Source organism: Streptomyces sp. NPDC090106, from assembly GCF_044747265.1.
Lineage (GTDB): Bacteria > Actinomycetota > Actinomycetes > Streptomycetales > Streptomycetaceae > Streptomyces.
The window spans coordinates 101,839-126,752 of sequence record NZ_JBIVDS010000018.1; the positions used below are offsets into that span (position 1 = coordinate 101,839).

The 24,914-nt window shown below is 73.1% G+C and carries 17 protein-coding genes; 3 read left to right on the top strand and 14 right to left on the bottom strand.

Annotated features, from left to right (window positions below):
- Window positions 1-28 precede the first annotated feature (28 nt).
- Window positions 29-2,122, bottom strand: coding sequence for an IucA/IucC family protein (locus ACIPSE_RS41300; RefSeq protein WP_401673939.1), 2,094 nt, complete (start codon window positions 2,120-2,122; stop codon window positions 29-31).
- An 83-nt stretch (window positions 2,123-2,205) separates the two neighbouring features.
- On the bottom strand, window positions 2,206-3,777 hold the full coding sequence (locus tag ACIPSE_RS41305) for an aminotransferase class III-fold pyridoxal phosphate-dependent enzyme (protein WP_401673800.1): 1,572 nt from the start codon (window positions 3,775-3,777) through the stop codon (window positions 2,206-2,208).
- A gap of 437 nt (window positions 3,778-4,214) precedes the next feature.
- Here ACIPSE_RS41305 and ACIPSE_RS41310 point away from each other — a divergent pair, with 437 nt between their 5' ends.
- Complete coding sequence (locus tag ACIPSE_RS41310) at window positions 4,215-5,438, top strand: trypsin-like serine peptidase (protein ID WP_401673802.1); 1,224 nt, start codon at window positions 4,215-4,217, stop codon at window positions 5,436-5,438.
- Between the two features lie 404 nt (window positions 5,439-5,842).
- Window positions 5,843-6,997, top strand: a complete 1,155-nt coding sequence (locus ACIPSE_RS41315) for a trypsin-like serine peptidase (protein WP_401673805.1) — start codon at window positions 5,843-5,845, stop codon at window positions 6,995-6,997.
- 149 nt (window positions 6,998-7,146) lie between these two features.
- Here ACIPSE_RS41315 and hflX read toward each other — a convergent pair whose 3' ends face one another.
- The 6 genes from hflX to miaA form a co-directional block, all read right to left on the bottom strand.
- Complete coding sequence (gene hflX / locus ACIPSE_RS41320) at window positions 7,147-8,640, bottom strand: GTPase HflX (RefSeq protein ID WP_401673807.1); 1,494 nt, start codon at window positions 8,638-8,640, stop codon at window positions 7,147-7,149.
- A gap of 200 nt (window positions 8,641-8,840) precedes the next feature.
- Window positions 8,841-10,328 carry a M1 family metallopeptidase gene (locus ACIPSE_RS41325; RefSeq protein WP_401673809.1) on the bottom strand — a complete coding sequence of 496 codons (1,488 nt, stop codon included), beginning with the start codon at window positions 10,326-10,328 and terminating at the stop codon, window positions 8,841-8,843.
- A gap of 144 nt (window positions 10,329-10,472) precedes the next feature.
- Window positions 10,473-12,587: a RelA/SpoT family protein gene (locus ACIPSE_RS41330; RefSeq protein WP_401673811.1), complete on the bottom strand. Its 2,115-nt coding sequence runs from the start codon at window positions 12,585-12,587 to the stop codon at window positions 10,473-10,475.
- Between the two features lie 288 nt (window positions 12,588-12,875).
- On the bottom strand, window positions 12,876-13,745 hold the full coding sequence (gene dapF, locus ACIPSE_RS41335) for a diaminopimelate epimerase (RefSeq protein WP_401673814.1): 870 nt from the start codon (window positions 13,743-13,745) through the stop codon (window positions 12,876-12,878).
- Between the two features lie 141 nt (window positions 13,746-13,886).
- Window positions 13,887-14,390 (bottom strand): hypothetical protein, encoded by a 504-nt coding sequence (locus tag ACIPSE_RS41340; protein ID WP_401673941.1) that lies wholly within the window; start codon window positions 14,388-14,390, stop codon window positions 13,887-13,889.
- A 108-nt stretch (window positions 14,391-14,498) separates the two neighbouring features.
- Window positions 14,499-15,437 (bottom strand): tRNA (adenosine(37)-N6)-dimethylallyltransferase MiaA, encoded by a 939-nt coding sequence (gene miaA / locus ACIPSE_RS41345; protein ID WP_401673817.1) that lies wholly within the window; start codon window positions 15,435-15,437, stop codon window positions 14,499-14,501.
- A 125-nt stretch (window positions 15,438-15,562) separates the two neighbouring features.
- On the opposite strand from miaA, the gene ACIPSE_RS41350 reads away from it, so the two are divergent.
- Window positions 15,563-15,802, top strand: a complete 240-nt coding sequence (locus ACIPSE_RS41350) for an antitoxin (protein WP_401673819.1) — start codon at window positions 15,563-15,565, stop codon at window positions 15,800-15,802.
- A 25-nt stretch (window positions 15,803-15,827) separates the two neighbouring features.
- Here ACIPSE_RS41350 and ACIPSE_RS41355 read toward each other — a convergent pair whose 3' ends face one another.
- The 6 genes from ACIPSE_RS41355 to ACIPSE_RS41380 all read right to left on the bottom strand — a co-directional run bounded on the left by ACIPSE_RS41355 (window position 15,828) and on the right by ACIPSE_RS41380 (window position 24,778).
- Window positions 15,828-16,541, bottom strand: a complete 714-nt coding sequence (locus ACIPSE_RS41355) for a class III extradiol dioxygenase subunit B-like domain-containing protein (protein ID WP_401673822.1) — start codon at window positions 16,539-16,541, stop codon at window positions 15,828-15,830.
- 64 nt (window positions 16,542-16,605) lie between these two features.
- Window positions 16,606-18,132, bottom strand: a complete 1,527-nt coding sequence (miaB, locus tag ACIPSE_RS41360; protein ID WP_401673825.1) for a tRNA (N6-isopentenyl adenosine(37)-C2)-methylthiotransferase MiaB — start codon at window positions 18,130-18,132, stop codon at window positions 16,606-16,608.
- An 87-nt stretch (window positions 18,133-18,219) separates the two neighbouring features.
- Window positions 18,220-21,147 carry an AfsR/SARP family transcriptional regulator gene (locus ACIPSE_RS41365; protein ID WP_401673828.1) on the bottom strand — a complete coding sequence of 976 codons (2,928 nt, stop codon included), beginning with the start codon at window positions 21,145-21,147 and terminating at the stop codon, window positions 18,220-18,222.
- A 106-nt stretch (window positions 21,148-21,253) separates the two neighbouring features.
- The gene (locus ACIPSE_RS41370) at window positions 21,254-22,090 is read right to left on the bottom strand and encodes an alpha/beta fold hydrolase (protein ID WP_401673831.1); all 837 of its coding nucleotides are present in this window, start codon (window positions 22,088-22,090) and stop codon (window positions 21,254-21,256) included.
- A gap of 260 nt (window positions 22,091-22,350) precedes the next feature.
- Window positions 22,351-23,712, bottom strand: a complete 1,362-nt coding sequence (locus tag ACIPSE_RS41375) for a glycosyltransferase (RefSeq protein WP_401673833.1) — start codon at window positions 23,710-23,712, stop codon at window positions 22,351-22,353.
- Window positions 23,713-23,896: 184 nt separating this feature from the next.
- Entirely contained in the window at window positions 23,897-24,778 is an 882-nt protein-coding gene (locus ACIPSE_RS41380; RefSeq protein WP_401673836.1) for a LysR family transcriptional regulator, read from the bottom strand.
- Window positions 24,779-24,914 lie beyond the last annotated feature (136 nt).

Sequence of the window (24,914 nt, forward strand, 5' to 3'; positions counted from 1 at the left end):
AGTTGAGGAGTGGGGCGTTGGCGGGCGGTCAGGTGTGGAGGGGGTTGGCGATGGTGACGTAGACGGACTGGGTGTCGACCGGGCCGACGAGTTCGTCGAGGCCGTGCAGGCGGGTAAGGAGGTTGGCCTTGCAGCTCAGGACGGGTGAGTCCAGCAAGCGGGCCGGGAGGGAGGTACGCAGAGGGGCCGGGCCAGAGGCGACACCGTTCAGGAACCGTCGGAAGGCTGCGAGCAACACCTGTTCGTCTGCAAGCCGTTGGGAGCCGAAAGCGCCGATGAGGCCGAGCACGTTGTTGATGGCGAGGTAGTAGGCGAACCGTTCGTCGGTCACCTCGTCGGAGACGAACGTGTCGCTGTGCTCGCCGATGCCGGGCAGCCGGGCGTCGAGTCGGGCGCGGTGGGACTCGCGGAAGTAGTAGCCCTGGTTGTCCCGGTAGCGTCCACCGGCGGGCCAGCCCTCAGCGTCCAGGAGCAGCAGCGTGTTCTGCTGATGGGCTTCGAGTGCGATGCCGGCCTCCGCGTCGAACCAGAGCACGGGGCGGACGACGTGCTCCAGGTAGCGCAGGAACCACTCGGTGGCGACCGCGCCCAGGGGCCGGCCGGTCCGGGCGGCGAGGTGGCTGACGAGATCGGCGAGCCGGGACCGCATGACCGTAGTGCCCTGCGCCAAAGCGGCCTCGGGTACGTCACCTTGGGACGCGCCGGGCTGGATCTGCGGCCTGGGCGCGACAAGTCCGGCGACGCAGGTGACGTCGTCGGCGGGGGTGAACGGGTTGTGCCGAATCATCACGTCGAGTCCTGGCATCGGCTCACCGTCGGGCCCGTCGACGGCGAGCCAGGCCGGGTCGCGCACGATGTCGAAGCCGGGGTGGACGGACTGCCACTGCTGCGCCAGGCCGCTGCGCAGCAGTCGGTGGACCTCGACACCGCGATGGAGTTCTTTGCGGAGGTTCTCGCGACGGGAGTTGGTGATGCGCAGGGCGAGAGACAGCTTGAGCATGGCGGGGGCGCCGGAGCTGTACACGGTGCGTACGGAGGAGGTCGGGTGCCAGAGGGGTCCGTGCGCTCCGAGGTCCCGCAGGTGTCCGGTGTCGAAGAGGGCGGCGGCTGCGGGTTGGTGACGGATCTCCCTGAACTGCCAGGGGTGCAGCGGTAGGGCCGCATAGCCCTCGGGGAGTCGGAGTTGGGTGTCTGCCAGGCGTGCCGTGAGGTGGGCTGCGGGGAGATGGCGTCCGCGCTCGGTCCAGGCCGAGTCGGCGGCGAGGAGGGAGGGTGCGACCGCGATCCAGTGCAGGGGGAAGGAGCCGCGCGACTCGGGTGAGTACCGGAGCGCTTCGGTGTCGGAGAGTCCCTCGCGGCTCTTCGGAGTCGGGTGCAGTGGGTGGCCGAGGAGCAGGGCCTGTTCGGCGGCGAGGAACAGGTCGGGGTGGTCCTCGGGCTGCCGTCTGCGCTCGCTGATGAAGGTGGCCGTGCGGCGGGTGGAGTCGGCCACGCGGGCCAGGAGATCGGTCACGTCCGGGGAAACAGGTGAGGAGACAGGCGAGGGGACGGGTGAAGGGACAGGCGGGGGGACGGCCGCGGAGTCAGCGGGGGTGCTCGCCGGCGAGGTGAGTGAGGTGGCGCGCAAGGACTCCCGGGTCAGTAGTGCCACGACCGTGACGGCGTCGCAGGGCGGGGACTGCTCAGGGGTGCCGGCGAAACGGGCGGGGCCGAAGCGGTGCCAGCCCGTCGGGGACCAGTAGCGGACCGGGACGCGCAGCGCGGTGCCGCTGGCGGGAAGGGCGATGCGGAGGGTGCCGTCGGCGGGGGCGGGGAGGTCCGCTTCGCGCACCCAGCAACGGAGCAGGTTCTCGACGGCCGCGGACTGGGCCGCGGTGTGGGGAGAGGCGTGGTCGAGAGGGTCGGGGAGAGGAGCCGAGGGGGAGAAAGGTACGGGGGTAGGGAGCGGGGCGCGCAGTCGGGCGGCGTGGGGACTGTCGTCCGGGACGGTGTCCGCCGCCTTGCTGCCACGGTCGCCGGGCCGGTCCTGCTCCGGTACTCGTCCCTGTGGGCGGAGGGATGGTGTGCCCGCCGGTTCCGGACCCGGTCGCGAGACCGATTGTGGGGCCGAAGTCGGGGCCATGCCGGGCCCGCGGGGAGGGACCGTGGCGGTGACGCCTAGGGCGGGGGTGGGGTGGAGCGGGTCGGCGGGATTGGGGGTGGTGTTCAAGGCTGGTCCTCGTGGGCGGGTTCGGGGACGTGCGGCCGAGGGATGTCAGGGGACGTGCCGAGGGGTTGGGCGGCGGGGTGGGTACGGGCGACCGACTCGACCGCGTCCGAGAGACGGTCGAGTACCGCGTCCGCCTGCTCGTCCGTGATGGTGAGGGGAGGGAGCAGGCGGATGACGTCCGAGTAGGGGCCGCTGAGGTCGACGATCAGGCCGCGCCGCAGGCACTCCTGTTGGACGGCGAGGGCGAGCCGGCTCCCCGCCGGGCGGCGCTCCACCGGGCGGCGCTCCGGGGCTACCGAGGCCAGCAGGCTTGCCCCACCTCGCGGGTCCGCCCCATCCAAGAGGTTCGCCCCAGCCAAGGGCCCCGTCCCACCCAGGTCCGTCCCAGCCAGGGCCGTCCCAGCCAAGGGGTCCGCCCCGCCCGACAGGTCCGCCCTGCCCGAGGGGTCCCTCAAACCCAACGGCTCGGTCAACCACACGAGTTCCCCCGGCCCCGTCAACTCGCCCGGCGCCCTTGACTCTCCCGGCGCCCTCGACTCCCCCGGCTCTGTCAACTGCCTCGGCTCCCCCGGTCCCACCAGCTCCAGCCCAAGCAGCAGGCCCCGGCCGCTCGCGGCGCCGACGCAGGGGAACCGTCGTGCGAGTTCGCGGAGTCGGGTGAGCATGCGGGCGCCCAGGCGGGTGGCGTGGTCGGCGAGGTGGTGTTCGCGGACGTGGGCGAGGGTGGCGGTGCCTGCGGCCATGGCGAGTTGGTTGGCGCGGAACGGGCCGGTGGCGGTGGCGGGGTGACGGACGGAGAGGTCGTCGTGGTGGACGAGCACGGAGAGCGGGAGGCTCCCGCCGATGGCCTTGGAGAGGATCATGACGTCGGGGGTGACGCCGCTGTGCTCGACGGCCCAGAAGGCACCGGTGCGGCCGACGCCCGTCTCGATCTCGTCGGCGACGAGGGGCACGGAGCGGGCGGTGGTGAGGTGTCGGACGCGTCGCAGCCAGGCGTCCGGTGCCGGGGCGACTCCGCCATCGCACCGGACGGGTTGGACGAACACACCGGCGGGTGCCCCGGCATCCGGCCCGGGGTCGTCGAGGCCGGGGCCGAAGCCGTGGGGCCAGGTGGCGTGGTGGGCACCGGTGAGCGTGAGTGTCTCGGTGCGGCCGGTCGCGGCGCGGACGAGGTGGGCGGCGGCCTCCAGTGCGTCCGTGTCGGAAGGTCCGCAGAATCGCACGCGCGCGTGGCCGGCGAGGCCGGGCGGCAGGGTGCGGAGGAGTTCGGTGACGAAGGCGTCCTCGACGGGGGTGACGAGGTCGAGGGCGTGCACGGGGGCACCGGAGTCGAGGACCTTGCGGATCGCCTCCAGGACGACGGGGTGGTTGTGGCCGAGGGCCAGCGTGCCCTCGCCGGAGAGGCAGTCCAGGTAACGGCGGCCGTCCGCACCCTCGATGGTCAGCCCGCGGGCCCGCACGGGCACGATCGGCAGGGCTCGCGCGTAGGTGCGTGCAGCCGCCTCCCGGGCCGGCTGGCTCCATGGGCCTTCTTCGGTCAGGCACCCGCCGTGCGAACGATCGGCCAACTCCCCCGCCCCTCCCCTGGTTGTCGCGCGCCCGGGGCAGGTCGTCGTCGCGCCACGAGCAAGGGGGACCGCACGCGGACAGCAGACCCCCCGCCGCTACCAACCCCGAACAGGTCACCGGGTTACGGGTTTCCGCAAGATCCTTGCCGAGCCGAGCCGAGCCGAGCCGATCCCAGCCCAGCCCAGCCCAGCCGATCTCATCCCCTCCGAGCCGACGCCAGGCAGACACCGGACGGCAGACACCGGGCGCCGCGCGCCGGGCGACCGTGGCGGACCACACACGTCCGGCTGACCACTGTGGATACGGCCAGGTCAGACAGCTCGTAGCGAAACCGTTGCCGTTCCGTCGGTACTCCCCCACAGCGAGCGCATAGTGTGTGTTGCCGTTCCAACAGGCCGTCCGGGCCAGTGTCGTTCACCCCAGGGGGAGTCAGATCATGCGATCCACAAGGCCGTTGCTCAGCGTCCGCCGGGGAAGGGGCGCGCGTCGCAGAAACTCCCCCGTGCTGGCCGCCGTCGCCCTCGCCTCGACGCTGGCACTGACCGCCACCGCCTGCGACTCGGGGGACGCGGAGGCGGGCGGTGACGCGAGCGCCTCGGCCTCGGCCGCGTCGGACGGGAAGATCACGATCCCGGACGACATCAAGGACCGGCTCAAGGAGCACGGGATCGATGTCGACAAGTGGAAGGACGGGGCCTGGAAGGACTGGAGCAAGGACGACTGGCTCCGCGAGGCCCAGGACTACATCAACCCGATCATCGAGGGCCTGTGGGACACGGACCGGATGCGGGACGCCGAGGAGCCGGACAAGAGTGTCGACGACAGTGACCTCTCCGACGACCAGGGCGTGACCGACCCGGAGCCGGCGCCGGTGGACGCGAAGGCCGTGCCGACCACGTACCACGCCAACGCCCCCGCCTCGGGCAAGGTGTTCTTCGACTCCCCCGAAGGCACGATGGTCTGCTCGGCGACGGTCGTACAGGACCCTGCGCACCCCGGTAAGTCCAACATGGTCTGGACGGCGGGTCATTGCGTCCACGCGGGCAAGGAGGGCGGCTGGTACCGGAACATCGCCTTCGTGCCGTCGTACAACGACAAGGGTCTGTCGCAGGCCGAGTTGGGGAGCGCGGCCCGCGAGGAGGTCGCTCCGTACGGTGTCTGGTGGGGTGACTGGGCGCAGACCTCCGACCAGTGGATCGAGCAGGGTGGCGCGACCGGCGGTGACGGGGCGTCGTACGACTTCGCGGTGATCCATGTGACGCCGGAGAAGGGCGGATCGGGCAAGTCTCTTGAGGAGACGGTCGGTTCGGCACTGCCGGTGGACTTCAACGCCCCGGCGGCGGGGAAGATCCAGACGATGACGGCGACCGGTTACCCGGCGGCGGCCCCGTTCGACGGGGAGACGATGTACCAGTGCGCGGACAAGCCGGGGCGGCTGTCGCTGAACACCGCTGACCCGACGATGTACCGCATCGGCTGCACCATGACCGGCGGTTCCTCCGGCGGCGGCTGGGTGGCCAAGGGCTCCGACGGCAAGCCGGCGCTGGTGTCCAACACCTCGATCGGCCCGGTGACGGCGGGCTGGCTGGCCGGACCGCGGCTGGGCGAGGTCGCCAAGGGCGTGTACGACTCGGTGAGCGGGAAGTACGCCGGTCAGTGACGGACCCGGCGGCGAGGCGGTACGGGAAACCTTCACCGCCTCGCCGCCGTTCGCCCTCGGCTCGACGGGCATAGTGGGGTGTCGCGCGGGGAGTCCGGGGACGCGTCTCCGTCCAGGGTGACACGCGCATGACACAAGCGGGCAAGCGCCCGAACGACGACAGCCCATACGACGGCTGCCCATACGACGGCTGCCCGAGCGATGGCAGCTCAGGCAATGACAGCTCAGGTGATGACTACTCAAGCCATGACAACACGAGCCATGACGGCTCAAGCCATCACGCACGCACGCTTCTGAAGCACTCCGACGGGGGTCGACGCACCATGCGTTCCACACGCACGTCCGGCACAGCCACACACACATCCCGCCCAGCCACCCGCAGGTCCCGCAGGTCCCGCACCGCGATGGCCGCCACCGCCCTGGCCGCCGCCCTCGCCCTCACGGCGACCGCCTGCAACGGCGCGGACGAGGCGAGCGACAAGGCCGTCGGCACCGCCTCCCCGTCGGAGGACGGCGGCGGCAACGGCGACCTCCAGATCCCCGCCGACCTCGCCGACCGGCTCAAGGAGCACGGCATCGACGTCGACGACTGGAAGGACGGCGGCTGGAAGAACTGGGACAAGGACCAGTGGCTCAGTGAGGCCAAGGACTTCGTCAACCCGGTCATCGAAGGGCTCTGGAAGCCGGAGCGGATGAAGTCCGCGAAGGCGGCCGAGAAGACGTACTCGACGAAGGACGCGGCGGCCGACCAGGGCGTCAGCGACCCGGACCCGGCGCCGGTCGAGGCGACCGCCGAGAAGACGCCGTACCACGCCAACGCGGCGCCCGTCGGGAAGATCTTCTTCGACACCCCCGAGGGTGCGGCCGTCTGCTCCGGCACGGTCGTCACGGACGTCAACCACCCCGGCAAGTCCAACCTGGTGTGGACGGCCGGTCACTGTGTCCACGCGGGCAGCGGTGGCGGCTGGTACCGCAACATCATGTTCGTGCCCGCCTACAACGACTACGGCAGGTCCGAGGCGGAGCTGACGAATGCGAACGCCACGCAGATCGCCCCGTACGGCCAGTGGTGGGCGGACTGGGCCTCCACCTCCAGCCAGTGGATCGAGGGCGGCTCGGAGACCGGCGGCGCGGGCGCGGCGTACGACTACTCGGTGCTGCACGTGAAGCCGGAGTCCGGTGCGAAGTCCCTCGAGGAGACCGTCGGGGCCGCGCTCGACATCGACTTCAGCGCGCCCTCGGCGACCGAGTCGGGCCGGATGGGCGCCTGGGGCTACCCGCAGGCGGCGCCGTACAACGGGCTGAAGATGTTCAAGTGCCTGGACCAGCCGGGCCGGTTGTCGTTGAGCGCTGCCCTGCCGACGATGTACCGCATCGGCTGCACCATGACCGGCGGCTCCTCCGGCGGCGGCTGGTTCCGGGTGGTCGACGGCGAGACCAAGCTGGTCTCCAACACCTCGATCGGCCCGGCCGACAACACCTGGCTGGCGGGCCCGCAGCTGGGCGCGACCGCCGAGGCGCTCTACGAGAACATGAGCAACACGTACGGCGGCCGGTAGACCACCGGGCCCGGCCGCTGGCCACCAGGCGCCCGGCCGGTGGACCACCGGCCGGTAGGCGACCGGCAATCAAACGACGGAGGCCCGCCCCTCGCGCTGAGGGGCGGGCCTCCGTCGTACGACGTGCCGGTGCGGCCGGCGCTACGCGGTTACGCGGTCGCCGCCGGAACGTACGGCGCCAGATCGGCCGCCAGTTCCTCGTGCACCCGCACCTTGAGCAGCGTGCCCTCCGCGGTGTGCTCCTCGGAGATCACCTCGCCCTCGGTGTGGGCGCGGGCGACGAGCTTGCCGTGCGTGTACGGCACGAGCGCCTCGATCTCGACCGAGGGCCGCGGCAGCTCGTTGTCGATGAGTGCGAGCAGCTCGTCGATGCCCTGACCGGTGCGGGCGGAGACGGCGATCGAGCGCTGCTCGATGCGCGTCAGCCGCTGAAGGGTCAGCGGGTCGGCCGCGTCGGCCTTGTTGATCACGACGATCTCGGGTACGCCGGTGGCGCCGACCTCCCGGATCACCTCGCGCACGGCGAGGAGCTGCTCCTCCGGGTTCGGGTGCGAACCGTCGACCACGTGCAGGATCAGGTCGGACTGGCCGACCTCCTCCATCGTGGAGCGGAACGCCTCGACCAGGTGGTGAGGCAGATGCCGGACGAAGCCGACGGTGTCCGCCAGGGTGTAGAGGCGCCCGCTGGGCGTCTCGGCCCGCCGGACGGTCGGGTCCAGGGTCGCGAACAGGGAGTTCTCGACCAGGACACCGGCGCCGGTGAGGCGGTTGAGCAGGGAGGACTTGCCGGCGTTGGTGTAGCCAGCGATGGCGACGGACGGCACCTTGTTGCGCTTGCGCTCCTGGCGCTTGATCTCGCGGCCGGTCTTCATCTCCGCGATCTCCCGGCGCATCTTCGCCATCTTCTCGCGGATCCGCCGCCGGTCCGTCTCGATCTTGGTCTCACCGGGGCCACGGGTGGCGAGGCCGCCGCCCTTGCCGCCGCCCATCTGACGGGACAGCGACTGACCCCAGCCACGGAGCCTCGGCAGCATGTACTGCATCTGCGCGAGCGCGACCTGCGCCTTGCCCTCACGGGACTTGGCGTGCTGGGCGAAGATGTCGAGGATCAGGGCCGTACGGTCGATGACCTTGACCTTGACGACGTCTTCGAGCTGGATGAGCTGGCCGGGGCTCAGCTCACCGTCGCAGATGACGGTGTCGGCGCCGGACTCGACGACCAGGTCCCGCAGCTCCAGGGCCTTGCCGGAGCCGATGTAGGTGGCCGCGTCGGGCTTGTCGCGGCGCTGGATCACGCCGTCGAGCACGAGCGCGCCCGCGGTCTCCGCGAGGGCGGCGAGCTCCGCGAGGGAGTTGTCCGCGTCCTGCGCGGTCCCCGTGGTCCAGACGCCGACGAGCACGACCCGCTCCAGGCGGAGCTGGCGGTACTCGACCTCGGTGACGTCCTCGAGCTCGGTGGAGAGGCCCGCCACGCGGCGCAGAGCCGCGCGCTCGGAGCGGTCGAGCTGATCGCCGTCCCGCTCTCCGTCGATCTCGTGGCTCCAGGCGACGTCCTCTTCCATCAGGGCATCGGCCCGAAGACCTTCGGAGTAGCTGTGCGCGAGGCGCTGAGTGTCCTGGGAAGAAGATGAAGAGGAGGTCATTGGGTCCTTACGTCGTTACGTCGTCGGATATGCGACGCCGTGTCGGCAATGTCACGGCCGTCACACTGCTCAACGCACGGGTACCCCGGGAGATTCCCGCGCCCCGTGCCGCGCCGTCCGGGGACAGCGCCGCGCCGCCTGAAGATGGTCGCACGGGACGGTACGTCTCGTCACCGGCTTATCGGCCCGCCCCGCACGGGTCATCTGCCCGTCGCGACGCTCTTCCACTCCGGGTGCCCGGGCATCGGCGGGGTCTTCTCGCCGTACAGCCAGTCCTGGAAGAAGGCGCCGAGGTCGCGTCCGGACAGCTCCGAGGCGAGGCGGACGAAGTCGGCGGTGGAGGCGACGCCGTCCCGGTGGCGCTGGACCCAGACCTTCTCCAGCCGTTCGAAGGCCGTGCGGCCGATCTCCTCGCGCAGCGCGTACAGGACGAGTGCGGCGCCGTCGTAGACGTTGGGGCGGAAGATGCTGATCTTCTGGCCGGCGTCGGGTGCCTTGGGCGCCGCGGGCGGGCCGCCGGCCTCGCGCCAGCGGTCGGAGGCGCTGTAGGCGGCCTTCATACGGGCTTCGAGCGTGCGGCCCGCCTTCTCCTCGGCGTACAGGGCCTCGTACCAGGTGGCGTGCCCCTCGTTGAGCCAGAGGTCGGACCACGTGGCGGGGCTGACGCTGTCGCCGAACCACTGGTGGGCCAGCTCGTGCACCATGATCGACTCCACGTACCACTGGGGGTAGGCGGGCTCGGTGAAGAGCTCCCGTTCGAAGAGGGAGAGCGTCTGGGTCTCCAGCTCGAAGCCGGTGTCGGCGTCGGCCATGAGCAGCCCGTACGTCTCGAAGGGGTAGCGGCCGACCTTCCCCTCCATCCAGGAGATCTGGTCCGGGGTCTTCTCCAGCCAGGGTTCGAGGGCCGCGCGGTGCTCGGTGGGCACGACGTCCCGGACGGGCAGCCCGTGCGGCCCGCTGCGGCGCAGCACGGTGGAGCGGCCGATGGAGACCTGGGCGAGCTCGGTCGCCATGGGGTGCTGGGTGCGGTACGTCCAGGTCGTGGCCCCGGCGGCGCGGTCCACGCCGGCCGGGAGCCCGTTGGCGACGGCCGTGTAGCCGTCGGGCGCGGTCACGTGGATGGTGAACATCGCCTTGTCGGAGGGGTGGTCGTTGCACGGGAAGACGAGGTGGGCGACGTCGGCCTGGTTGGCCATGGCGAGCCCGTCCTTGGTGCGCACCCAGCCGCCGTCGCGGTCGTCGGGGGGCGTGGGGTCGCTGGTGTGGCGCACGGTGATCCGTGTCCAGCTCCCCCGGGGCAGGGCGTCCTGCGGGGTCACGACGAGGTCCTCGTCGGCCTCGGTGAACGCGGCGGGCTCACCGTCGACCTCGACCGACTCGACCTCGCCGTGCGCGAAGTCCAGGTTGAGCCGGTCAAGGCGCGTCGTCGTCCAGGCGTCGATCGTGGTGACGGCCTTCAGCGGCTTGTTGTGGGAGCCGCTGTAGGTGAAGGCCAGGTCGTACGACGCGACGTCGTACCCGGGGTTGCCCAGGTGCGGGAAGAGGCGGTCGCCGACGCCCAGCGGGGCGGCCGGGGCGCTCGCGGCGACGAGGCAGACGGAGACGGCGGAGGCGAGCAGCGCGGCGGCCTTGAACCGGCGGCGCGGGGTCCGCGCGGCGGGCGCCTTGGCGTGGGGGGTGAGCAGCATGCACCACGGCTACCAGCGCGCGCGTGTGCCGCGGCGACGACTCGCGACCGGCCCACCCGAACGAGTAGGCCGCCGGTGGACGCCACGCGGGCGTCGTGGACGGCGCCGGGACCGTGAACGCCGCCCTCCCGGCGCGCAGGAGGGTCAGGCGCCCGTCGTCTGCGCGCGGGTCACGTCGTACACCCCGGGGACGTTCCGCATCGCCCGCATGAGGGCGGGCAGGAGGGCCGCGTCGGGGAGCTGGACGGTGTAGGTGTGGCGGACGCGCTGCTGGCTGGGCGGTTCGACGGTCGCGGAGACGATCTCGGCGCCCTCGGTGGCCATGGCCTCGGTGAGGTCCGCGAGGAGATGGGGGCGGCCGAACGATTCGGCGTGCAGGGTGACCCGGCACTCGGCGGTGTCCCCCCAGCGCACGTCGACCTCCGCGCGCCCCCCGCCGCGCAGTCGCGCCACCGCCGGGCACTGGTCGCGGTGCACGGTGACGACGCCGCCGCGGACGACGAAGCCGGTGATCGTGTCGGGCGGTACGGGCGTACAGCAGCCGGCGAGGCGGACGGTCGCGCCGGGCGGGTCGACGAGGACGTCCGGGGGGCGGACGCCGAGGGCGGGCGCGGGCTCGGGCCTGCCCGTGGCGGCCTCGGCGGCGGGAGAGGCGTCGGCGGGGGTCTCGGTGCGGTCCGCGACCGGGTGGGTCGCCAGCCAGCGCTGGATGGCGATCCGCGCGGCCGGGGTGTGCGCGTGCTCCAGCCACTCCCTGGAGGGCTCGGAGGCCGGGTCCTGGCCCATGAGGAGCTGGACGGTGTCGCCGTCCTTCAGCACCGTGCTCAGGGTCGCCAGGCGGCCGTTGACGCGGGCGCCGATACACGCGTGCGCGTCCTCGCCGTACTGGGCGTAGGCCGCGTCGACGCAGGTGGCCCCTTCGGGGAGGCCGAGGGTGCCGCCGTCGGGGCGGTAGACGGTGATCTCGCGGTCCTGGGCGAGGTCCTCGCGCAGGGTGGACCAGAACGTGTCGGGGTCGGGCGCGGCCTCCTGCCAGTCGAGCAGGCGCGAGAGCCAGCCGGGCCGGGTGGGGTCGACGCGCTCGCCGTCGGCGGGGAGGTCGGTGACCGGGGTGTACGGGTTGCCGAGGGCGATGACGCCCGCCTCGGCGACCTTGTGCATCTGGTGGGTGCGGATGAGGACTTCGGCGACCTGGCCGTCCTCGCGGGCGACCGCGGTGTGCAGCGACTGGTAGAGGTTGAACTTCGGTACGGCGATGAAGTCCTTGAACTCCGAGACGACGGGCGTCATACAGGTGTGCAGCTCGCCGAGCACGCCGTAGCAGTCCGCGTCCTCGCCGACGAGCACCAGCAGGCGTCCGAAGTCCGCGCCGCGCATCTGGCCGCGCTTGCGGGCGACGCGGTGCACGGAGACGAAGTGCCGCGGCCGGATGACGACTTCGGCCTGGATGTCGGCCTCGCGCAGATGGCCGCGCACCTCGTCGGCGATCTCGGCGAGGGGGTCGTCCGCGCGGGAGGCGTTGTCGACGATCAGCTCGCGGGTGTGCTCGTACTCCTCGGGGTGGAGGATCGCGAAGACCAGGTCCTCCAGCTCGGTCTTCAGGGCCTGTACGCCGAGGCGCTCGGCGAGCGGGATGAGGACGTCTCGGGTGACCTTGGCGATGCGGGCCTGCTTCTCGGGCCGCATCACGCCGAGGGTGCGCATGTTGTGCAGCCGGTCGGCGAGTTTGATCGACATCACGCGGACGTCGTTGCCGGTGGCGACGAGCATCTTGCGGAAGGTCTCGGGCTCGGCGGCGGCGCCGTAGTCGACCTTCTCCAGCTTGGTGACGCCGTCCACGATGTAGCGGACCTCGGCGCCGAACTCCTCGCCGACCTGGTCGAGCGTCACATCGGTGTCCTCGACGGTGTCGTGGAGCAGCGAGGCCGTCAAGGTCGTGGTCTCCGCGCCGAGTTCGGCGAGGATCAGGGTGACCGCGAGCGGGTGGGTGATGTACGGCTCGCCGCTCTTGCGCATCTGGCCGCGGTGCGAGGACTCGGCGAGGACCCAGGCGCGGCGCAGGGGTTCGAGGTCGGCGTCGGGATGGTGGGCGCGATGCGCCTCGGCGACATGGCCGATGGCGTCGGGCAGCCGGTCTCGGGCGGCGGGGCCGAGCAGGGCGGCACGGCCCAGTCGGCGCAGGTCGATGCGCGCCCGCCAGCGCGCCGCAGGTCCTGTTACCGGACCTGGGGTCGCGGGGTTCGTCGCCTCCGCACTCATGGGCACCTCCGGCTGTGTCAACCGGCGGACGGGGTGCCCCAGGGCGGACACGGCACAGGGGGCGGCTTAGGACCCCCGTCCGGGCCGGTGCTTGATGCTACCGAGCCCATCACGTGCGGCTGACCGCCTCTCGTCGAGCGTGAAACGGATCACCCATTCGAGCGATGGTTCGGAGGTTTACGTTTTCGAGCCACCCGACCTGCGGGTCTCCGTGGTTTCGGAGCGCCCGGGGTCTTCGTGGCTGCGAATCCCGGCGACCGGAGCCGTCGGGACCCGCGTTTCACCATGTCAACGTCTGACGCTTTCCAGCCATTCCGCGTCGATCTCGCCCTCGGCGACGATCACGGCGGGTCCGGTCATGTCGATCTCTCCGTCGGGGCGTTCGGTGATCACGAGGGTGCCGCCGGGGAGGTCGACGGTGTAGGTGGCCGGGGCTCCGGTCACGGAAGGGTCGATTCCGTCCCGGCGGGCGGCGGCCACGGCGACCGCGCAGGCGCCCGTGCCGCAGGAGCGGGTCTCGCCGGAGCCGCGCTCGTGCACGCGCATCGCGACGTGGCGCGGGCCGCGGTCTACCACGAACTCCACGTTGACCCCGTCGGGGTAGGCGGCGGCCGGGCTGAAGGGCGGCGCCTCGAAAAGGCTGCCGGCCTGGTCGAGGTCGTCCACGAAGGCCACGGCGTGCGGGTTGCCCATGTTCACGTTCCGCGCGGGCCAGCTGCGCTCGCCGACACTCACGCTGACGTCGCCCTCGGGCAGCCGGGCCGGGCCCATGCCGACGGTGACGTCCCCGTTCTTGGCGAGGTGCACCGCCTTCACGCCGCCCCGGGTGGCCACGGTCAGGTCGCCCTCGGTAACGTGCCCGGCGCGCTGGAGGTAGCGGGCGAAGACGCGGACGCCGTTGCCGCACATCTCGGCGACCGAGCCGTCGCCGTTGCGGTAGTCCATGAACCACTCGGCCTCGGCCGCCATGCCCTGGGCCTCGGGGTGCGCGGCGGACCGCACGACGTGCAGCAGGCCGTCCCCGCCGATGCCCGCGCGGCGGTCGCACAGGGCGGCGACGGCGGCCGGGGGGAGGTCGAGGGCGTTCTCGGGGTCCGGGACGATCACGAAGTCGTTCTCGGTGCCGTGACCCTTGAGGAAGGCGATCCGCGTGCTCATTCCTCGATCGTACGGGGTGGGTACGACACCGGGTCACGGCCGCCGGAAGGGCACCCGCACGCACGCGTGGCCGTACGGCACCCGCACGCACGCGTGGCGTCACGGCACCGGCACACGCGCGCGTGGAGAGCGTTCGGCGGCTCAGCGCAGCCGGGCCACGCGCCAGACGGCCAGCGCGATCACGGCGGCGACGAGCGCGATGTACAGCAGCGCGACCCGCCAGTCCGCGCGCCGGCCCGACCCCCGCTGGGGCAGGCCGGGCCAGGCGTGACCCACGCGGCGGGCGGCCATCATGCCCCAGCCGGCCGCGCAGGAGCAGATCAGCAGACCCAGCATGGCGATCACGGCCCCGCTGTCGCCGAAGTCGAAGGCGAGCGGGAAGGCGAACATCAGGGAGCCCAGCGCGGCCAGGGCGACGATGGGGGCGAGCTGCCAGATGCGCAGCCTGCGCTGCGGACGCAGCTCGACCTCGACCTCGGGGCCGTCGGCGAACATCTCCTCGGGCTCGGGGCCGTCGTCGATCACACCGCCCGGCACCTCGTCGGGTTCGTCGGAGCTCAGCGGGCCGCCGTCGAACTCCGGTTCACCGCTGTCGGCGGTGCGGGGCTCGGTGCCTTGTGCGGTGTCGCGAGGGCCGGCCTCCATCGCCACGCGCCCTCCCAACTCGGACTCCACTTGGTCGATCGAAGCTCGATGATGGCACGGCGCCGGAGGGCCGGATGACGGCCTGAGCGTCCCGATGCCATGACGTGATCAGGCTGTGACCGGTCGTTCGACCAACGCCAGTGCGAGCTTTGGAAGTTCTGTGAGATCCGCCGCGGCCCCACTGAGCCAGTGCACCCGGGGATCGCGCCTGAACCATGAATCCTGGCGGCGCGCGAAGCGCTTGGTGGCACGGATCGTCTCCGTCCGCGCCTCCTCCTCGGCGCACTCCCCCGTGAGCGCCGCGAGCACCTGCTGGTAGCCGAGCGCGCGCGACGCCGTGCGCCCCTCGCGCAGTCCTCGCGCCTCCAGCGCGCGCACCTCGTCGACCAGGCCCGCGTCCCACATCCGGTCGACCCGGCGGGCGATGCGCTCGTCGAGTTCGGGGCGGGCGACGTCGACGCCGATCTGGACGGTGTCGTAGACCGAGTCGTGGCCGGGGAGGTTGGCGGTGAAGGGCTTGCCGGTGATCTCGATGACCTCCAGGGCGCGCACGATCCGGCGTCCGTTGCTGGGCAGGATGGCGTGGGCGGCCTCGGGGTCGGCGGCGGCGAGGCGGGCGTGCAGGGCGCCGGAGCCGCGCAGCGTGAGCTCCTCCTCCAGGCGGGCCCTGACCTCGGGGTCGGTGCCGGGGAACTCCAGGTTGTCGACGGCGCCGCGGATGTACAGGCCGGAGCCGCCGACCAGGACCGGCCAGCGGCCCTCGGCGAGCAGCGCGTCGATCCGTGCGCGGGCCAGGCGCTGGTACTCGGCGACGGAGGCGGTGACGGTCACGTCCCAGATGTCCAGGAGGTGGTGCGTCACGCCGCCGCGTTCCTCGGGCGTCAGCTTGGCGGTGCCGATGTCCATGCCCCGGTAGAGCTGCATGGAGTCGGCGTTGATGACCTCGCCGCCGAGCCGCTGGGCCAGGAAGACGCCCAGATCGGACTTTCCGGCCGCGGTCGGTCCGACGACGGCGATGACGCGAGGGGCGGGGAGTGCGGTGCTCACCGGACCAGTCTCCCAAAGGTCGTGGGGTGGACTCGAACGAGTACCGTGTGAACGGAATGAACTGTATGAAGTGTTATGCGAGCTTTCGCATCACTTGTTCGTCAGTCGAGTCGAGAAGGTGAACGATGGGCCTGCTGGACAATCTCAAAGCCAAGCTCAACCCCGCCAAGGACAAGGTCTCCGGTCTCGCGCAGCAGCACGGGGACAAGATCCAGGGCGGAATCGACAAGGCCGCGAAGGTCGTCGACGAGAAGACCAAGGGCAAGTACAGCGACCGGATCCAGACCGGCACCGGCAAGGCCAAGGACGCCGTGGACAAGCTGGCCCAGAAGGACGAGGGCGGCACGCGGCCCCCGGCCTCCTGACCGGCGCCGCCGCCCCCGGGCCCCGTCAGGACCAGGCGGCCACCACGTACCCCACGCCGTAGGGCGCGTCCTCGTAGAGCAGGTCGCCGCCGAGTCCCGCGCCCTCGGCGGCACCGGCCAGCACCTGCCAGGGGGCGCGCCCCGACACCTTCAGCTCGTACGCGAGCCCGGCGTCGACCGCCGCGAGGGCCGCCACGTCGGCCGTGCCGAGCGCACGCGAGAGCTCCGCGTCGAAGGGCTGCGCGCGCTCGTCGAGGTAGCCGGGCGCCTTGAGCGTGCGGCAGGCGCTGGCGTCGCCCATCACCAGCATCGCCACCCGCTCGGCCCGGGCCGCGAGGTCTCTTCCAGTACGGATACACCGCTCGGGCTCCAGCGGTTCCCCCACACCGAGTCCCTCGATCGGGGCGTCGGACCAGCCGGTGCGGCCCAGCAGCCACGCGGCGACCGCGAGCGAGGGCGGCAGCGCCCGCTCGGCCGGGGCGCCAAAGCCTTGGCCGAGCGTCACGTCGAGGTCCACGCCGAAGGTCCGGAACGAGCCCCGCGCCCCCTCGGGGTGCGGCCCTCTCCCGGCCTGTCCGGCGGGCCCGACGACGAGCAGCAGATCGGGCCGGGCCGCGGCGAGCACGCCCAGCGCGTCCGCGCAGGCGGCACGCGCCGCGTCCAGTTCGGGTGCGGCGCCCGCGGCGACCTCCGGCACGAGGAGCGGCGGACAGGGGCAGACAGCGGCTGCGACAAGCATGATCAGCAGCGTAACGCCGCCCGGCGCCGACGCGTGACTCCGCGCTCCCCGATACCGGACCGGGTCAGTTCACCGCGCAGCCGCCCGTGGCCGCCGGCAGGGGCTCGGGGACGCCGATCTTCGGCAGACCCAGCAGGACACCGGCGGGCTTCGCGGCCTCGGCTGCGTTGCGCTTGTCCCAGGCGTCGCCCGCGCGGGTGCGGCGCACGCCGAGGACGGCACCCTCGGCGAGGAGGTGGTGCGGGGCGGCGTAGGTGATCTCGACGGTGACCACGTCGCCGGGGCGGACCTCCTGGTCCGGCTTGGTGAAGTGGACGAGACGGTTGTCGGGGGCGCGGCCGGAGAGCCGGTGGGTGGAGCCGTCCTTGCGGCCCTCGCCCTCGGCGACCATCAGCTCCAGGGTGCGGCCGACCTGCTTCTTGTTCTCCTCCCAGGAGATCTCCTCCTGGAGGGCGACGAGCCGCTCGTAGCGCGCCTGGACGACCTCCTTGGGGATCTGGCCGTCCATCGTGGCGGCCGGGGTGCCGGGGCGCTTGGAGTACTGGAAGGTGAAGGCGTTGGCGAACCGGGCCTCGCGCACGACGTGCATGGTCTGCTCGAAGTCCTCCTCCGTCTCGCCGGGGAAGCCCACGATGATGTCGGTGGAGATGGCGGCGTGCGGGATGGCCGCGCGGACCTTCTCGATGATCCCGAGGTAGCGCTCCTGGCGGTAGGAGCGGCGCATCGCCTTGAGGATCGGGTCCGAGCCGGACTGGAGCGGCATGTGCAGCTGCGGCATCGCGTTGGGGGTCTCGGCCATCGCCGCGATCACGTCGTCCGTGAAGTCGCGCGGGTGCGGGGAGGTGAAGCGGACCCGCTCCAGGCCCTCGATCTGCCCGCAGGCGCGCAGCAGCTTGCTGAACGCCTCGCGGTCGCCGAGGTCGGAGCCGTAGGCGTTGACGTTCTGGCCGAGCAGGGTGATCTCGGAGACGCCCTCGGCGACCAGCGCCTCGACCTCGGCGAGGATGTCGCCGGGGCGGCGGTCCTCCTCCTTGCCGCGCAGGGCGGGGACGATGCAGAAGGTGCAGGTGTTGTTGCAGCCGACGGAGATCGACACCCAGGCCGCGTAGGCGCTCTCGCGGCGGGTCGGCAGGGTGGAGGGGAACGCCTCCAGCGACTCCGCGATCTCGACCTGCGCCTCTTCCTGCACGCGCGCGCGTTCCAGCAGGACGGGCAGCTTGCCGATGTTGTGCGTGCCGAAGACGACGTCGACCCAGGGCGCCCGCCGGACGATCGTGTCGCGGTCCTTCTGCGCGAGACAGCCGCCGACCGCGATCTGCATGCCGGGCCGCTTGGTCTTCATCGGCGCGAGGTGACCGAGGTTGCCGTACAGCTTGTTGTCGGCGTTCTCGCGGACCGCGCAGGTGTTGAAGACGACGACGTCGGCGTCGCCGTTGGAGCCCTCGGGGGCGCGGACGTAGCCCGCGTCCTCCAGCAGTCCGGACAATCGCTCCGAGTCGTGGACGTTCATCTGGCACCCGTAGGTACGAACTTCGTAGGTCTTGGGCGCTGAGAGGTCCACTGCCGGGCTCCGGTCGCTGCTGATGGTCATGGGTCAAGGGTAGGCGCTCCCGGAGGGGCACCACCCCGGCCTCGCTCCGCGCACCCGTGACCGCGCTCCGTCCGTGCTGGGGCGGGCTCAGGGCCCGGTGTCCCCCCGTTCGGTTCGCCGGGTGACCGCCGTGATGCGGGGGGCGGGGACCTCGTCGCCGAGGGCGAGGAGTCTGGTGCGGATCTCGGCGGCGGCCGTGGGGTCGGCGCGCGCGAGGAGACGCAGGGCGCGTTCCCAGACGGTGCGGGCGGAGCCGGGGTCGCCGGTGGCGAGATAGGTGTCGCCGAGGTGGCGCAGGGTGCCGGCCTCCCCGAAGGCGTCGTCGACCTCGCGGTAGAGGCGCAGCGCGCACTGGTAGGCGGCGACGGCACGGGCGTGCTCGCCGAGGTGGTGGCGGGCGATGCCGAGGCTGTCCCAGGTGCCGGCCTCGCCGTACCGGTTGCCGTCGGAGAGCCGGTCCAGGCCGTCGAGGGTCTCCTCGAAGTAGGCGGCGGCCCGGCGGTGTTCGCCGCGCAGGACGTGCGTCCAGCCGAGGGCGTGCAGCGCGCTGGTCTCGGCGGCGAGGTCACCGAGGTCGCGGTACAGGGCGAGGGCCCGGCCGGACGCGTCGAGCGCCCCGTCGAGGTCGCCGAGCCGGTCCAGGAGCCAGCCGTGGCTGCGGTGGGCGTGCGCGAGGCCGATCCGGTCGCCGAGGGCGGCGAACCGGTCGAGGGAGTGCCGTATGTGGGCGCGGGCGTCGTCGTACCGTTCCAGGCGGGCCGAGGCACGGGCCAGGCCGCGGTGGAGATGGGCCCGCGCGGTGGGATGGCCGTCGCGGACGGCGGCGTCCAGGCCGAGGCGTTGCAGGGCGGCGGAGTCGTGCCAGTGGCCCTGCCGGTCCATGAAGCGTTCCAGGGCCCAGGCCAGGCCCCACACATGGGCGTGCTCGCCGAGCGCGCGGGCCCGTTCGACGACGGCGGACAGGACCTGGCTCTCGGCCGTGTACCAGCGCAGCGCCCGTCCGTCGCCGGCGAACGCCTCGGGGCGGGCGCCCGGGGCGGCCTCGGGAGGCGGGTGCAGCCGCCAGAACGGGGAGTAGGCGCCGCCCGCGGCGTGGGCGGTGTGCAGGTAGTGGTCGAGGAGCCGGCGGACGGCTGCCTCCCGTTCGCCCTCGCTGTCGTGCTCCGCGGCACGTTCGGCGGCGTAGGTGCGCAGCAGGTCGTGGCAGGCGTAGCGGCCAGGTGCGTGCTCGGTGAGCAGGTGGGCGCGGGCGAGTTCGGCGAGCAGGGCGCGGGTGCGCGCCGGGTCCGTGCCCGCGACGGCCGCCGCCGCGGACGGGGTGACGTCCGGTCCGGGGTGCAGGGACAGCAGCCGCAGCAGGCGGGCGGCGTCCGGGGTGAGCGCGCGGTACGACCAGGACAGCACCGCCCGTACGTCGCCGGCGGGGTCGGCGTCGGTGAACGCGTCGAGGCTGCCGTGCGCGTCGCGCAGTTCCTCGGCGATCACGGCGAGCGGGAAGCCGGGGTGGGCGGCGGCGCGGGTGGCGACGACGGCGAGGGCCAGCGGGAGCCCGGAGCAGTGGGCGACGATCTCGTCGACGGCGGCCCGCTCGGCGAGCACCCGGTCGGCGCCGAGGCGGCGGGTGAGCGACTCGCGGGCCTCGGCGTCGGGCAGCCGGTCCAGGGCCAGGGGCCGGGCGGCCTCCGCGGTGACCAGGCCGTGGAGGTGGTCGCGGCTGGTGACGACGACCAGACAGCCGGGGCTGCCCGGCAGCAGGGGCCGCACCTGTTCGGCGTCCCGCGCGTTGTCGAGCAGGATCAGCACCCTGCGCCGGGCCAGCAGGCTGCGGTAGAGCCCGGCCTGGGCGTCGGCCCCGCCGGGTATGCGCTGCGGGGGCACGCCGAGGGCCTCCAGGAAGCCGCGCAGCACCTGCGCCGGGTCCGCGGGGGCGCCGCCCGGGTCGAAGCCGCGCAGGTTCGTGCAGAGCTGCCCGTCCGGGAAGCGGTGGGCGACGCGGTGCGCCCACCGTACGGCCAGGGTGGTCTTGCCGATGCCGCCCATCCCGCTGATCACGGCGATCCGGGTGCCGGGCGCCGCCGCACCGGACACCTCCATCACCTGGGCGAGCTGAGCCCGCCGCCCGGCGAACGCGGGCAGGTCGGCGGGGAGTTGGGCGGGCCGCACGAAGGGGGCGTCCGGGGCGGGGGGCGATGTGGCGTCGGGGACCACGGTCAGCCGGAACGGCGTCTCGCGCCCCCGGGCGGCGCCACGACCGCCGCCTCGCCCTGCCTCCTGACGGTGGTCGTCCCCGCTCAGCACCTCCCGCTGGGCGGCGCGGAGTTCGGGGCCCGGTTCGACGCCCAGTTCCGCGTCGAGCCGGGCCCGTACCCGGTGCCAGGTGTCGAGGGCCTCGGCGCGCTGGCCGGTGGCGCCGAGCGCGCGCACCAAGCGGGCCTGGACCGTCTCGTCGAGGGGGTGTTCGGCGGCGACGCGGTGCAGAACGGCCAGCAGCTCTCCGGCCGCCCCCGTGGTCAGCGCCGCGTCCGCCGCCTCCTTCACGACCGCGAGGTGCTCGCGTTCCAGGGCGTTGAAGGCGGGGTGGGACCGTGCCTCCACGGGCACGCCGGTGGCGACGGGCCCGGTGCGCAGGCCGATCGCCTCCAGCAACAGCGGCACCCGGGGCTCCTGTTGCCGTGCCCGGCGGACCAACTCCCGGAAGCGCAGCAGGTCCAGTGTCTCCGGGGTCGCGTTGAGCCGGTAGCCGCCCGCCTCCCGGACCAGCCAGCGGCCCGGTGCCCTGACCGGCAGGCGGGGTTCCAGCAGCCGGCGCAGGACGCCGATGTGCCGGTAGACGGCGTTGGCGGGCGAGCCCGGCGGGGACTCGCCCCAGAGCGCGTGCTGAAGCTCCTCCATGGCCACGGGCCGCCCCGCGTGCGCCATCAACTGGGCGAGCAGCAACCGCTGCTGGGCGGCGCCGAGCCCCACCTCCGCGCCGTCGCGCCAGACCCGCACCGGTCCCAGTACCTCGAACCGCATCGTCACCGTCGTAGTCCCCGTGTGCCCATGTCCCCGTGTCCCCGTGTTCCCGTGTCCCCGTATCGCTCAGGAGCGTCCCCGCCCCCGAACCGCCCTCCCCCTGAGGTCAGTCGGCGGGCAGTCCTTCCAGCCATCCCAGCACCAGCGCGTTGAACTCGGCGGGCCGTTCCTGGAACAGCCAGTGGCCCACCCCTTCCACCACCACCGACACGCTGTACGGGTGCCGGCCGAGCGTCTCCTCCCAGTCGCCGTCGATGCCCTTGGCCTTGAGCGAGGCCGCCGCGTTCAGCGACAGCACCGGGCAGGCGCGGCGGGCGAGATACGCCTCGACGCCGGGCCGGGCGGTCAGTGGGGCGGCGGCCGTGTCGAACAGGCCGTGGAAGACGTCCCGCACCGTCATCGGGTCCATGGCGAGGATGCGGCGCCGGTGCCAGACCCGCAGCGCGTCCGTGTCGGTCCCGGCCGTGGCCGGGTTCTCCAGACCGCCGAGGACCGCGACGGCGGTGCCGACCGGGTCCGGGACGCGGAAGGCGGCGGCGAGCTGCGGCCCGAACCCGGCCTCGAAGCCGTAGCCCGGGTCCACCGCGACCACCGCCCGTACCAGGGAGGGGTGTTCGACCGCGAGGACGGAGGCGACGACGGCGCCGAGCGAGTGCCCGACGACGACCACCGGTCCGGTGCCGATGCCGTCGAGGAGTTCGGCGAGGTCGGCGGCGAAGTCCCTCGGCCGCATGCCGCCGGTGAGCCCGCTGGACCGTCCGTGGCCGCGCAGGTCCGGCGCGATGACCCGGTGCCGGGCCGAGAACGCGGCGATCTGCGCGGACCAGTCGTGCGAGTCGCAGGTCCCGCCGTGGACCAGCAGCACCGTCTCGCCGCCGCTCTCCGCGGTCGGCCCCTCGTCGGTGTGGAACAGCCGGTTCCCGTTGATCATCGTGTACGTCATGTGTGTCGCTCCCCCTGGACGGGTGTGGATGGGTGGCGGGAGCGTAGGCAGGCGGCAGTGGACGAAAAGTGCCCGCCTTGTTGGCCCCCCGGCCTCCGCCCCGTCCCCGTCCCCGTCCGGCCCTGCCCCGTCCCCATCCGCCCCGCCCGCTCCCACCTGTCGTAGCTCGTCGCGGCCCGTCGCGTCCTTCACCCGGCCGCCCTCCCCCGGGCGGAGCCACATGCTAGGGAGCGGCGGGGCGCCTCTCACGGGGCTGGACATTACGGGCGTGCCGCGCCCCTTTCCGGCGGCCTGACGCCCTCGCGCGAGCGCTCCGGAACGTCCTGGGCGACCCGTGCGACCAGGTCCGCGACCGCCGCCAGCGCGTCATGGCGCCCGCACTCCTCCCGCAGCTCCCCCGCCCGTGCGCGGAACCCCGGCTCGGCCAGCAACCTCCGCACCGCGTCGCGGAGTTCGGCGGGCGACGGGTCGCCGGTGCGCAGGTCGAGACCGGTGCCGCTCCACTCGACCCGGGCGGCCACCTCCCGCTTGTCCTCGCCGTCGCCGCCGACCAGGAGCGGGACGCCGTGCCGCAGGGCCTCGTGGACTCCGCCGTAGCCGCCGTTGGTGACCAGCACGGACGCGTGGGGCAGCAGCGCCTCGAAGGGCAGGTAGCCGCCGACGCGGGCGTTCGCCGGTACGGCTCCGGCGGCCTCGATCTCGGCGGGGCCGTCCGCGCGGCCGGTGGCGGCGACGACGAGGACGTCCTCGCCGGCGAGCGCGTCGAGGGCGGGCCGGACGAGCCGGCCGAGGTCCCGGTTGGCGAACGAGCCCTGGGTGACCACGACGACCGGCCGCCCGGTCCCTTCCACCTCCCCCCACCAGGACGGCAGCGGGCGCGGCGGGCGGGGCGCGGCGGGCAGCGGCCCGATGAACCGGAAGCTCCGCGGCAGATCCCCGCGCGGGTACTCGAACCCCGGGACGGTGAGCTGGAGATAGTGGTCGGGCACGGTGACCAGGCAGTCGAGGACGAACCCGGGCAGCCGGGTGCCGGCCTCCCCGAAGTTCTCCTCGATGTGCCGCTGGGCGCCCGCCAGGACCTCCTTGATCTGGTCGTTCATCTCCCGGTGCCGTTTCCCGGCGCCCTCGCCGACCAGCGGCGGCATCCCGAACCCGATGGGCGGCGCGTCCTCGCTGAGCAGGGTCGGCATGGTGATGCCCAGACCGACGGTGACGGGGCGGGCGCCGGCCGGCGCGGACAGGGTCAGGGCCGTCGTCCCGAGGAAGAGCGGGTCGCCGATGACGGCGGCGACGGGCGACCGGCGCTCCAGCAGGGTCCGCAGGGCCCGGTACTGGGCGGCGGTCGGGTCGCCGAAGACGTGCTTCATGTCGTACTCCAGCTGGGCCGGGCCCGGCGGGAAGGCGGCTCGGTCGGGGAAGTACAGGTCGAGCTGACGGTCGTCGAAGTCGGCGGCGGGCGGCAGCGACACATGCTGGGCACCGGCGGCCCGCACGTCCTCGGCGAACCGGCTCCCGGTCAGCACGACGACCTCGTGTCCGCGCCGCACCAGGTCGGCCGCGACGGTCAGGACGGGCTGGACATGTCCGTGGAAGGGCGACGCGGCGGCGACGATCAGTGCCATGGAGGGCTCCCTGGGCTCGGTGGTCGGTGTCGCCGGGAGCGTAGGAAGACGTTGTGCACAAGAAGTGCGCTTCCGACCGCGCCGCTTCCGACCACGCCCTGCTTGCCGCGCCGCTACCAGCCGGCCGCCGCTACCAGTCGGCCGCCGCTACCGGCCCCGCCGCGTGGGCGGCCCGCCGCGTTCCTTACGGTGTCCGCGCGTCGGACGGGCCGACGTGGCGCAGGAGTGCGGTCACCGCCGGTGGCAGTTCGCCCCGCGGGTGGACGACGCTGATCCGCCAGTTCGGGGCGTGCGCGGCGAAGCGACGTACCGACAGGTCGGGGAAGCGGGCGGCGAGGGAGAGCGGGAGGACGCAGACGCCGAGGCCGTGGCGGACCAGGTCGACGGCGCCGAGGATGTCGTTGACCTCGAAGGTGGTGGCGCGTTCGACGGCCGCCGCGCGCAGGGCCCGGTCGACGGAGGCGCGGATCGCCCAGCCCAGCGGGAAGTCGACCAGCGGCAGCGCGACCGCCTCGGCGAGGGTCACCGGCCGCTCGGGCAGCCGCCCGTCGCCGGGGGCGGTCACCAGGACCATCTCCTCCCGGGCCAGCGAGCGGGAGACGAGTCCGCGCAGCCGCTCCGGTTCGAGCGCGACGACGGCGAGGTCGACGGTGCCGTCCCGCAGCGCCTGCGGGATCTCCCCGGCCGGCGCCTGGCGCAGCCGGACCACCACGGCCGGGTGTTCCCGGTGGAAGGCGGCGAGTCCGGGGGCGAGCCCGGCGTGCAGGCTGGTCATGATCCCGACGGTGATCTCGCCGCGCAGCTCGCCCTGGGCCTGGGCGACCGCCGCGCGGGCCTCCTCGGCGGCCTGCAGCGCCGCGCGCGCGGACGTCAGGAACGCCCGCCCGGCCGGGGTCAGGGAGACCCGGTGGGTGGTGCGGTGGAAGAGGCGCGCGCCCAGTTCGCGCTCCAGCGCCCGCACCGTCCCCGAGACGGCCGACTGGACGACGTGCAGCCGCCGGGCCGCCGCGCTGAACCCGCCCTCCTCGGCGACCGCGACGACGACCGCCATCTGCCGCAGCTCCACGCGCCCTCCCCCTCTCCGGCTCGCTCATCTCCTTCGGAGATTACCGTCATCTTCGATCATCTCCACCGGAGGGGAAGCAGGAGTCCCTGGCAGCCGTTGGCAACGACGCACAGGGCAGCGCAGGGCGGTGAGGCAG